Source organism: Blastococcus sp. KM273129 (assembly GCF_021698995.1).
Lineage (GTDB): Bacteria > Actinomycetota > Actinomycetes > Mycobacteriales > Geodermatophilaceae > Blastococcus.
Window position 1 is genome coordinate 1 of record NZ_SSXB01000108.1, and the last position, 10,434, is coordinate 10,434.

11 protein-coding genes and 1 tRNA gene are annotated in these 10,434 nt (G+C 74.5%); 8 read left to right on the forward strand and 4 right to left on the reverse strand.

What is annotated here, in order from left to right; all coding sequences use genetic code 11:
• Positions 1–190 precede the first annotated feature (190 nt).
• From E9565_RS20195 to E9565_RS20205, 3 genes are all read left to right on the forward strand, one after another.
• Positions 191–430, forward strand: a complete 240-nt coding sequence (locus tag E9565_RS20195) for a hypothetical protein (protein WP_236833599.1) — start codon at positions 191–193, stop codon at positions 428–430.
• Between the two features lie 158 nt (positions 431–588).
• Entirely contained in the window at positions 589–1,263 is a 675-nt protein-coding gene (locus tag E9565_RS20200; protein WP_236828584.1) for a Crp/Fnr family transcriptional regulator, read from the forward strand.
• Between the two features lie 145 nt (positions 1,264–1,408).
• Positions 1,409–2,464, forward strand: coding sequence for an iron-siderophore ABC transporter substrate-binding protein (locus E9565_RS20205; RefSeq protein ID WP_236828585.1), 1,056 nt, complete (start codon positions 1,409–1,411; stop codon positions 2,462–2,464).
• Positions 2,465–2,521: 57 nt separating this feature from the next.
• Here the strand turns inward: E9565_RS20205 and E9565_RS20210 are convergent, their stop codons facing one another.
• The 3 genes from E9565_RS20210 to E9565_RS20220 all read right to left on the reverse strand — a co-directional run bounded on the left by E9565_RS20210 (position 2,522) and on the right by E9565_RS20220 (position 4,075).
• Positions 2,522–3,313 (reverse strand): NUDIX domain-containing protein, encoded by a 792-nt coding sequence (locus E9565_RS20210; protein ID WP_236836588.1) that lies wholly within the window; start codon positions 3,311–3,313, stop codon positions 2,522–2,524.
• Between the two features lie 124 nt (positions 3,314–3,437).
• Entirely contained in the window at positions 3,438–3,908 is a 471-nt protein-coding gene (locus tag E9565_RS20215) for a RidA family protein (RefSeq protein WP_236828587.1), read from the reverse strand.
• The gene (locus E9565_RS20220; RefSeq protein WP_236828588.1) at positions 3,905–4,075 is read right to left on the reverse strand and encodes a DUF4177 domain-containing protein; all 171 of its coding nucleotides are present in this window, start codon (positions 4,073–4,075) and stop codon (positions 3,905–3,907) included. The genes E9565_RS20215 and E9565_RS20220 overlap by 4 nt, the downstream gene beginning before the upstream one ends.
• Positions 4,076–4,189: 114 nt before the next feature.
• Here E9565_RS20220 and E9565_RS20225 point away from each other — a divergent pair, with 114 nt between their 5' ends.
• Genes E9565_RS20225 through E9565_RS20235 form a run of 3 tightly spaced genes read left to right on the forward strand, consistent with a single transcriptional unit; the run spans position 4,190 to position 8,734 of the window.
• Entirely contained in the window at positions 4,190–5,182 is a 993-nt protein-coding gene (locus E9565_RS20225; RefSeq protein WP_236828589.1) for an ArsA-related P-loop ATPase, read from the forward strand.
• Positions 5,182–6,408, forward strand: a complete 1,227-nt coding sequence (locus tag E9565_RS20230) for an ArsA family ATPase (protein ID WP_236828590.1) — start codon at positions 5,182–5,184, stop codon at positions 6,406–6,408. The genes E9565_RS20225 and E9565_RS20230 overlap by 1 nt, the downstream gene beginning before the upstream one ends.
• 40 nt (positions 6,409–6,448) lie before the next feature.
• Positions 6,449–8,734 (forward strand): transglycosylase domain-containing protein, encoded by a 2,286-nt coding sequence (locus E9565_RS20235; RefSeq protein WP_236836589.1) that lies wholly within the window; start codon positions 6,449–6,451, stop codon positions 8,732–8,734.
• 57 nt (positions 8,735–8,791) lie between these two features.
• Here E9565_RS20235 and E9565_RS20240 read toward each other — a convergent pair whose 3' ends face one another.
• Positions 8,792–9,244 (reverse strand): GatB/YqeY domain-containing protein, encoded by a 453-nt coding sequence (locus E9565_RS20240; RefSeq protein ID WP_236828592.1) that lies wholly within the window; start codon positions 9,242–9,244, stop codon positions 8,792–8,794.
• Positions 9,245–9,296: 52 nt separating this feature from the next.
• On the opposite strand from E9565_RS20240, the gene E9565_RS20245 reads away from it, so the two are divergent.
• Together E9565_RS20245 and E9565_RS20250 are read left to right on the forward strand one after the other, a co-directional pair.
• Positions 9,297–10,208 (forward strand): metallophosphoesterase, encoded by a 912-nt coding sequence (locus E9565_RS20245; protein ID WP_236836590.1) that lies wholly within the window; start codon positions 9,297–9,299, stop codon positions 10,206–10,208.
• Positions 10,209–10,257: 49 nt separating this feature from the next.
• Positions 10,258–10,331: transfer RNA gene (locus E9565_RS20250), tRNA-Pro, on the forward strand.
• The last annotated feature ends 103 nt before the right edge of the window (positions 10,332–10,434 follow it).

The following is a 10,434-nucleotide window of genomic DNA, read 5'->3' on the forward strand; positions in this document are numbered from 1 at the left end:
CACTGAGGGCGACCAATCCCGATCTCCTCTGCATCGACGGCGGGCCCGGGTGGGGCGCGCGTAGGCCGGCGAGGACGCGGGGGCGGACACGCGGTCGAGGGTAGGCGGCCCTGCTGACCCTCTCCTCGCGTGCCATGATCGAGGGCGGACCGCTTCCCCCGTCCCGCCGTCGATGCAGAGGAGATCGGGATTGGTCGCCCTCAGTGTCATCCTCTTCCCCCCGCTGCTGATCGCGTTCCTGCTGGTCATGGAGCGGGTGGAGGAACCCCTGCGCCGCCCGGCGTCCCCGCGCGAGGTGAGCGAGTTCCTCGACACGGCGACCCCCGGTGAGGTCGACACGCTCGCGACCTCGGGAATCCGGCGGGCCCTGTTCCGCTGGCGGCGCCGCCGCCACCGCGGCCGGCCCTCGCAGAACCCGCCGCTCGTCTGAGCAGCTCCCCGGCGCGGACGACGGGGCCGCGAGGCCCCCGATCTCGCTCGGAGGGGGGACCGTGGGGCCACCGAACGGGTGACGGACTGCACAGCCGCCTAGACTCTCCGTCGGGCGTGGGCATCCCCGCACCCGCAGACAGTGCGAGAGGACGTGCAGTGGACGAGGTGCTGGCCCAGTCGGGGCTCTTCCAGGGGCTCTCCGATGACGCGGTGGACCCCGTCATCAGCCGTCTGGAGACGATCACCCTCCCCCGGGGCCGGGTCGTCTTCAACGAGGGCGAGCCGGGCGACAGCCTCTACATCGTCCTGACCGGCAAGATCAAGCTGTCCCGCCGCTCGCCCGACGGCCGGGAGAACGTGCTGGCGGTCATGGGCCCGTCCGACCAGTTCGGCGAGCTGTCGGTCTTCGACCCGGGCCCGCGCACGGCGACGGCCACCGCCGTCACCGACGTCAAGCTGGCGCGGATGCCGCAGTCGGTCCTGCTGCCCTGGATCGAGGCGCACCCGGAGATCGGCGAGCAGCTGCTGCGCGTGCTGGCCCGCCGCCTGCGCCGCACCAACGACTCGGTCGCCGACCTCATCTTCACCGACGTCCCGGGCCGCGTCGCCAAGGCGCTGCTGCAGATGGCCGACCGGTTCGGCAGCCGCGACACCGACGGGCTGCGGGTCAAGCACGACCTCACGCAGGAGGAGCTGGCCCAGCTGGTGGGCGCCTCCCGCGAGACCGTCAACAAGGCGCTCGCCGACTTCGTGCACCGCGGCTGGATCCAGCTGCAGGGCAAGTCGGTCGTCGTCCTCGACGAGGAGCGCCTGCGGCGCCGCGCCCGCTGACACCCGACCGCTGGCGACGAGAGGCCCAGGACCACCCCGGTCCTGGGCCTCTCGCATGCACCGCTGCCGGCTCACCGCGGGAGCGCAGGACGGGTTGGCTAAGGTACGCCTTACCTAACTCGTTCGCTCGCTCGCTGGAGGGTCCATGCCCGCACCCCGCACCGCAGGCCGACGGCGCAGCCGCCTCGCCGCCCGCGCCCTGACCGTCGCCGTCCTGCTCCCGCTGACCGCCTGCGGGGGGACCGAGGAGACCGCCGCCACCGGAGGGGGCGGCGGCGACGCAGCCGGGAGCGCCTTCCCGGTCACCCTCGAGCACGCCTTCGGCTCGACCGAGGTGCAGGCCGAGCCCGAGCGGGTGGTCACCTGGGGCTGGGGCAGCACCGACGCCGCGATCGCCCTGGGGGTCGTGCCGGTCGCCATCCCGACGCAGTCCTACGGGGGCGACGAGGAGGGCGTCCTGCCCTGGGTGCGCGAGCGGCTGGAGCAGGACGGCGCCGAGCTGCCCGAGCTGCTCCCCGACCAGACCGAGGCGCCGGTCGAGGCGATCGCGGCGGCCGACCCCGACCTCATCCTCGCCCCGTACTCCGGCCTCACCGAGAGCGAGTACGAGCTGCTCTCCCAGATCGCCCCGACCGTCGCCTACCCCGACGAGCCGTGGGCGACGCCGTGGCGGGAGACCATCGAGATCGTGGGCGAGGCGCTGGGCCGTGACGAGCAGGCCGCGGACCTCCTCGCCGACATCGACGAGCAGGTCGCCGAGCAGGCGGCCGCACACCCGGAGCTCACCGGGCTGACCGTGGCCGCGGTGTGGCCCGCGCCGGACTCCTTCTCCGTCTACAAGCCGGCCGACGCGCGGGTGGACTTCCTGCTCGACCTCGGCATGGAGAGCGCCCCGAGCGTCGCCGCGCTCGGCGACGGCGAGGGCGAGACCTTCTACTACACGCTCAGCCCGGAGCGGCTCGGCGAGCTGAGCAGCGACGTGCTGGTGGCCTACGCCGACACCGAGGCCGCCATGGAGGAGTTCCTCTCCGGCCCGCAGGGCCAGCTCATGGAGCAGGTCCGCACCGGCGCGGTCGCCCAGGTCGTCGGCCAGCAGCTCATCGCCGCGGTCTCCCCGCCGACGGCCCTGTCCCTGACCTGGGGCCTGGACGAGTACGTGGCCGAGCTCTCCGCGGCGGCACAGGCCGCCGGCGGCGCCTGACCGGCCACGCCGAGGTCCTGACCGGCGCCCCCTCCCCCCTGCGGGAGGGGGCGCTCGTCACGAGGGGAGCGGGACGGCCAGCCGGATGCGGGTGCCGTCGGGCAGCACCGCCCAGCGACCGTCCGGCGTCTCCTCGAACCGCGGGCTGATCGGGTGCATCGGCTGCGGGGGCGAGCCGGCCAGCGCGGCCGCGACGTCGGCGAACCCCGCCAGCTGGCCCAGCGTGTGGGACGTCGGCGGCAGCATCGGCCGCGTGCCGGCCGCCAGCTCGGCCAGCGCGTCGGCCGGGCGCAGCCACGCCGCCTCGTCGGCCTCCCCGGACACGTCCCGCGCCTCCTGGCCCACCGGCAGCGCGGCGGCGAAGAACTTGGTGTCGTAGCGGCGGGGCTCCACCGGCGGGGTGATCCAGTGCGCGAACGGGCGCAGCAGGTCCGACCGGAGCACCAGCCCGCGGTCGGCGAGCAGCTCGGCGAGCGACAGCTCCCGGCTGAGCAGCCCCTGCCGCTGCCGTTCCCAGTCGTCGCCCGACACGTCCGGCACCACGCCGCCGTCGGGCAGCCCGGCCAGCAGGACGCCGGCCTCCTCGAAGGTCTCCCGCACCGCCGCGCAGACCAGCTCGCGCGCCATGCGCTCATCGCATCCGAAGGCGGTGGCCCACTGCGCCGGGGCGGGGCCGGCCCAGCCGGTCTCCGTGTCGCCGTCGCGGGGGTCCACCCCTCCGCCGGGGTAGGCCGTCATGCCGCCGGCGAAGGGCATGCCCCGGGTGCGGCGCAGGAGGTAGACCTCCAGCCCGGGTTCCCCGTCGCGCAGCAGCAGGACGGTCGCCGCCTGCCGGGGGGTCGCGGTCACGGTCGCCCCGCGGGGTCGTGGCCCCGGCGCGGGCGCCGGAGGTCTCCCGACGGGATCACGGGGACACGCTCAGCGTGACGGAGGGATGGCACCTGGCCGCGGTGCGATCCGGGGGATCGCGATGTCATCGCAGCTCGACGGTGAGCTCGACCTCCACGGGGGCGCCCAGCGGCAGCTCGGCCACGCCCACGGCGCTGCGGGCGTGCTGCCCGGCCTCGCCGAAGATCCGGCCCATCAGCTCGCTGGCGCCGTTGACGACGCGCGGCTGCCCGGTGAAGCCCTCGACGCTGGCCACGTACCCGACCACCCGGACGATGCGGGCCACCGAGTCCAGGCCCACCAGGTCGTCGACGGCGGCCAGCGCGTTGAGCGCGCAGACCTTGGCGTCGGCCGCGGCCGCCTCGACGTCGACCGACCCGCCGACCTTGCCGGTGCGGCGCAGCCCGCCGTCGACGAACGGCAGCTGGCCGGAGGTGAACACCAGCGACCCGGCCCGGACGGCCGGGACGTAGGCGGCGACGGGTGCGGCCACCGGCGGCAGCCGGATGCCCAGCTCGGCGAGCCGGGCGTGCCAGCCCTGCGCGGGCGCGGTCACACCGGCCGCTTGAGGTAGGCGACCAGCTGCTCCGCCCCACCGGGGCCGGGGAGCACGGTCACCAGCTCCCAGCCGTCGACGCCCCAGGAGTCGAGGATCGCCTTGGTGTTGTGGACGAGCAGCGGGATCGTCGCGTACTCCCACTTCTGGCGGGCGGTTTCGCTCATGGCCCCGACGCTAGCGCAGCCCCTCCGGCGAGGGGCTGGACCGGCCCTCCTCGCAGGGTCCCGCCGTGGGCTTGCGAACGGCGGGGGGCAGGAGGGTCCTTCTAGGCTGGGGCGGTGCCCCCCGAACTGACGCCCGCGCGCCTGCACGTGGTCACCGGCAAGGGGGGCACGGGCAAGACCACCGTCGCCGCCGCCCTCGCCCTGGCGCTCGCCGCCGACGGGCGGTCGGTGCTGCTCGTGGAGACCGAGGGGCGGCAGGGCATCGCCCAGCTGTTCGACACCCCGCCGCTGCCCTACGAGGAGCGCCGGGTCGCCGTCGCGCGCGGCGGGGGCGAGGTGAAGGCGCTGGCGATCGACGTCGAGGAGGCGCTCCTCGACTACCTCGACATGTTCTACAACCTGCGGCGGGCGGGCCGGGCGCTGCGCAAGATGGGCGCCGTCGACTTCGCCACCGCCATCGCCCCGGGGCTCCGCGACGTGCTGATCACCGGGAAGATCAAGGAGGCGGTCACCCGCCGGCAGGACGGTCGGCAGGTCTACGACGCCGTCGTCGTCGACGCGCCGCCCACCGGGCGGATCACCCGCTTCCTCGGCGTCACCGGGGAGATGTCGCAGCTGGCCCGGTCCGGCCCGATCAAGACGCAGAGCGACGGCGTCATGGCCGTGCTGCGCTCCCCGCAGACGGCGGTGCACCTGGTCACGCTCCTGGAGGACATGCCCGTGCAGGAGACCGCCGACGCCATCGCCGAGCTGCAGGCCGCCGGGCTGCCGCTCGGCTCGGTGGTCGTGAACATGGCCGCCGAGCCGGTGCTGCCGCCCGACGCCCTGGACCGCGCGGTCGCCGGCGAGCTGACCGGCGCCGACCTCGCCCCCGCGCTGGGCGCCGTCCACCTGCCCGGCGCCGAGCAGCTGGCCGACGCGCTGGTGGCCGAGGTGGTGGAGCACGCCCGCCGCTGGGCCGCGCAGGACGCGCTGCGCGCCCGGGTCGAGGAGCTGGGCCGCCCGACCGTCGAGATCCCGCTGCTGCCGGGACCGATGGACCTCGGCTGCCTGTTCGAGCTCGCCGGGCGGCTCGAGGAGCACCTGCCCGCGGCGGTGGCCCGCTGATGGCCGCGGACACCGCCACCACCCGCACCACCGCCGGCGCCCGCACGCCCCGCCAGGCGCCGGCCATGGAGCTCGCGGAGCTGATCGCCGACCGGCAGACCCGCATCGTCGTCTGCTGCGGCGCCGGCGGCGTGGGCAAGACGACGACGTCGGCCGCCCTCGGGCTCGCCGCCGCGGAGGCCGGGCGCACCGTCGTCGTCCTGACGATCGACCCCGCCCGCCGGCTGGCCCAGTCCCTCGGGCTCACCGAGCTGGACAACGAGCCGCGGAAGGTCGACGTCCCCGGGGCACCGGGCGAGCTGCACGCGATGATGCTGGACATGAAGCGGACGTTCGACGAGATCGTCACCGCTCACTCCACGCCCGAGCGGGCGCAGCAGATCCTCGACAACCCCTTCTACCAGGCGCTCTCCTCCTCCTTCGCCGGCACGCAGGAGTACATGGCGATGGAAAAGCTCGGGCAGCTGCGCGCCAGCGACCAGTGGGACCTGATCATCGTGGACACCCCGCCGTCCCGGTCGGCGCTGGACTTCCTGGACGCCCCCAACCGGATGGGCCGCTTCCTCGACGGCACGATGATCCGGCTGCTCATGGCGCCCAGCCGGGCCGGGTTCAAGTTCGCCAGCGCCGGCTTTCTCCTGTTCAGCCGGATCGTCTCGAAGATCCTCGGCGGGCAGCTGCTGCGCGACATCTCCGCGTTCGTCTCGGCCCTCGACACCATGTTCGGCGGGTTCCGCGAGCGGGCGACGGCGACGTTCGAGCTGCTGCGCCGACCGGGCACGTGGTTCGTCGTCGTCGCCGCGCCCGAGCCCGACGCGCTGCGCGAGGCCTCCTACTTCGTCGACCGGCTCTCCGCCGAGGGGATGCCGCTGGCCGGGCTGGTCGTCAACCGCACCCACCCCCCGGCCACCACCGCCCTGTCCGCCACCCGCGCGGAGGGGGCCGCGGAGGAGGTGGCCGAGAGCGGGGACGACGGCGCCGCGCTCGCGGCCGCGGCCCTGCGGGTGCACGCGGAGCGGATGCAGCTGGCCACCCGCGAGCAGCACCTGGCCGACCGCTTCACCAGCGCGCACCCCGACGTCGCCCTGCGGACGGTGCCGGCCGCCGCCGGGGACGTGCACGACCTCGAGGGGCTGCGGGCGATGGCCGCCGCCCTGACCGGGCCGGACCACGACACGCCGACCGGCACGCCGCGGACGCGCGTCCTCCCCGCGCGCCGCGGCTGACCAGCGCTCTCACCCGTCCGGGCGACGTACCCTGACCGCGATGTCGGAGAACGCGCGCGCCACCACCCGTCTGCTCGCCAAGCTCGCCGCGACGATCGTCGTCGCGGGCGCGCTGCTGGCCGGCCTCATGCTGCCCTGGGTCGGTGGGCCGGGGCTCGCGGCACGCAACTCCGTGTCGCTGCTCGACGCCCTGCCGGTCGAGCTCACCGACAAGACGCCGGCCGGCGTCACCCGTGTGCTGGCCTCGGACGGTTCGCTGATCACGAACTTCTACGAGCACAACCGCACCCCGGTGACCTCCGACCAGATCGCCGACGTCATGAAGCAGGCCCTCGTCGACATCGAGGACTCCCGCTTCTACGACCACAACGGCCTCGACGTGCAGGGCACCATGCGCGCGCTGGTGCGCAACGTGGCCGCCGGCTCGGTGCAGGAGGGTGGCTCGACGCTCACCCAGCAGCTGGTGAAGCAGACCCTGCTGCAGACGGCCGCGACGCCCGAGGAGCGGGAGGCCGCCGACGCCGAGACCGTCGGCCGCAAGCTGCGGGAGGCGCGGCTGGCGCTCGCCCTGGAGGACACCTACTCCAAGGACGAGATCCTCACCCGCTACCTGAACATCGTGTACTTCGGGCAGGGCGCCTACGGCATCCAGGCCGCGGCCCAGCGGTACTTCAGCGTGAACGCCGCCGACCTCACCCTGCCGCAGGCCGCGATGCTGGCCGGGCTGGTGCAGAGCCCGTTCTACGACGAGCCGATCAACAACCCGGAGAACGCCCAGATCCGGCGCAACCAGGTGCTCCAGCGCATGCACGACCTGGGCCACATCACCGAGCAGCAGCTCGCCGAGATCACCCCGACGCCGGTGGAGGTCACCCCCGGGCAGGCCCCGCCCAACGGCTGCATCGACGCCTCGATCGGCGGGTTCTTCTGCGACTTCACCCGGCAGTACCTGATCCAGGAGCTGGGCCTGACCAAGGCGCAGCTGGACAAGGGCGGCCTCACGATCACCACGACGCTGCGCCCGGACATGCAGCGCGCCGGCGACCAGGCCGTCCTCGACACCGTCGCCATGGGCGCGGGGACCGTGGCGGTCTACGACGCCGTCCAGCCCGGCACCGGGCAGGTGCTCGCGATGAGCGTCAACCGGCGCTTCGGCTGCGACGACCCCGAGTGCGAGTCGGTGAACTTCGCGACCATCCCCACCAAGGGATCGGGGTCGACGTTCAAGACCTTCGTCGCCGCCGCGGCGCTGGAGCAGGGCCTGCCCGCCAGCCACACGATCACCACGAACGAGCCGTACCGGTCGCGGGTCTACGAGAGCTACGACCCCGAGACCCAGCGCATCGAGCCCTACGAGGTCGGCAACGTGGGCAGCAGCTACCCGCGCACGCTGACCATGACGCAGGCGCTGTACATGTCCTCCAACACCTACTTCCTGGCCCTGGAGGACGCGCTGGGCCGCATCGAGCCGGCCGTGCGCATGGCCGAGCGGCTGGGCATGACCTTCGACTACTCGGTCACCCAGACGCCGGCGCAGCAGATCATCGACGAGAACCGCCCGTCCTTCGCCTTCGGCACCGACGGCGTGAGCCCGCTCGACCTGGCCAACGCCTACGCGACCATCGCCGCCCGCGGGGTCAGGTGCACGCCCACCCCGGTGCTGTCGATCACCACCCCGAACGGCGAGCCGCTGCTGGCCGAGGACGGCCAGCCGGTGGTCCGGGAGAACGACTGCGAGCAGGTCATCGAGCCCGGCATCGCGGACACCCTCAACCAGATGATGATCAAGGACACCGCGCCGGGGAACCCGCTGCAGACCGGTGCCCGCGCCTACATCCCCGGGCACCAGATCGCCGGCAAGACCGGCACGGTGAACGAGCGCGACTCGGTGGCCTTCGTCGGCTCGACCCCGCAGTACACCGCCAGCGTCATGCTGTTCCGCCCGCGGGACACGAACGACGTGGGCAGCTACGGCGGTGGGCTGCCGGCCGGGATCTGGCGCCAGGCGATGGCACCCGTCCTCACCGCCCAGGAGCCGGTCGCCTTCCCGCCCGCCGACCCGCGCTACGCCGGTCGCGGCGTCGACGCCGCGCCGCAGGGCCCGACCCGGCCCGCCGACAACGCGTCCAGCCGCTCGGCGAACCGCCCGGGCCCCACGACCCGGAGCACCACGCCGCCGCCGGAGCCCGAGCCGCCGGCACAGCCGGAGGCGCCGTCGGAGGAACCCACGACCGAGGAGCCGGCGACCGAACCCGGGACGGAGCCCCAGGTGCCGCCGCCGTCCGAGGCCCCGACGACGGACGCCGAGGGCGCCCCGGCGAACTGAGCCCATGACGACGAGGGGCCGGACCACCAGGTCCGGCCCCTCGTGTGCTCTCCGGTGTCAGCCGAGCTGGCGGCGCACCTCGGCGGCGACCCGGGAGCCCTCCGCCCGGCCGGCCACGACGCCGTTCGCGGCCCCCATGACCTTGCCCATGTCCTTCATGCCGGAGGCGCCGGTGCGGGTGATGACGTCGGCGACGATCGCGGTCAGGTCGGCGTCGTCGAGCTGGGCGGGCAGGTAGCCGGCCAGGACCTCGCCCTCCGCCTGCTCCCGGGCGGCCTGCTCGGCGCGGCCGGCCGAGCCGAACGCCTCGGCGGCCTCGCGCCGCTTCTTCGCCTCCCGGCGGACGACGGCCTGCACCTCGTCGTCGGTGAGCTCGCGCGACTCCTTGCCCGACACCTCCTCGGCGCTGACGGCGGCGAGCACCATGCGCAGCGTGGCGGTGCGCAGCTCGTCGCGGGCCTTCATTGCGGTGGTCAGGTCGGTGCGCAGCTGTTCCTTGAGGTCGGACACGGAGCAAGCCTTGCACGACGCCGCACCCGGGGGCGCCCGTAGGCTTTCGCGGGTGCGCTGGTACACCGCCCTCCCCTCCGCCGCCGTCGCCTCCGGCACGGCCGTCACCGCCTACGCGAGCCTCTACGAACGCACCCGCTGGACGCTGCGCCGCTTCGAGGTCCCGGTGCTGGCCCCGGGTTCGGCGCCGCTGCGCGTCCTGCAGCTGTCCGACCTGCACATGACGGCGGGACAGCGCGGCAAGCAGGAGTGGGTCGCGGGCCTGGCGGAGCTCGAGCCCGACCTGGTGGTCAACACCGGTGACAACCTGGCCGGCTTCGACGCCGTACCGCCCACGCTCCGCGCGCTGGACCCGCTCCTCGACCTCCCCGGGGCCTTCGTGCTGGCCAGCAACGACTACTACGCCCCGCGGCCGAAGAACCCGCTCAAGTACTTCAAGCGGGACCACAAGCGGGTGCACGGCGACGAGCTGCCGTGGCGGGACCTGCGCGACGGCATGCGCGACCGCGGCTGGCTGGACCTCACCAACGACCGCGGCGAGCTGACCGTGGGCGGCCGCCGCATCGCGTTCGCCGGCGTGGACGACTCGCACCTGAAGCTGGACCGGTACGACCTCGTCGCCGGCCCGGCCGACCCGGGTGCCGACGTGCGCATCGGGCTGGCGCACTCCCCCGAGCCGCGGGTGCTCGACCGGTTCGCCGCCGACGGCTACGACCTGCTGCTCTGCGGGCACACGCACGGCGGCCAGCTGCGGGTGCCCTTCTACGGCGCGCTGGTGACCAACTGCGGCATCGACCGGGCCCGGGTGCGCTGGCTGCACCGCTGGGCGGAGCCGACGCCGGCGCGCCCGGCGGGCACCTGGCTGCACGTCTCGGCCGGTCTGGGCACCAGCCCCTACGCCCCGGTGCGGTTCGCCTGCCCGCCCGAGGCGACGCTGCTGACCCTCACGGCGCGACCCTCCTGACCCGCCGCCGGGGCCCGCGCGGGCGGGCGTTAGACTCGTCGACGCACCTCGGGGTGTGGCGCAGCTTGGTAGCGCGCGTCGTTCGGGACGACGAGGCCGCAGGTTCAAATCCTGTCACCCCGACCCTCAGCTCAGGAGCCGCCGCGAGGCGGCCCCTGAGTCGTTCCCGGGCCGCTGCGAGGATGGACGCGTGACCGCCGAGCAGACCGCATCCCCCGCCCTCCCC

What these genes read in the sequence shown, in the direction of transcription:
- E9565_RS20205 (WP_236828585.1), top strand. Translation starts at nt 1,409, where the DNA reads ATGCCCGCACCCCGCACCGCAGGCCGACGGCGCAGCCGCCTCGCCGCC.
- E9565_RS20220 (WP_236828588.1), bottom strand. Translation starts at nt 4,075, where the DNA reads ATGAGCGAAACCGCCCGCCAGAAGTGGGAGTACGCGACGATCCCGCTG.
- E9565_RS20230 (WP_236828590.1), top strand. Translation starts at nt 5,182, where the DNA reads ATGGCCGCGGACACCGCCACCACCCGCACCACCGCCGGCGCCCGCACG.
- E9565_RS20235 (WP_236836589.1), top strand. Translation starts at nt 6,449, where the DNA reads ATGTCGGAGAACGCGCGCGCCACCACCCGTCTGCTCGCCAAGCTCGCC.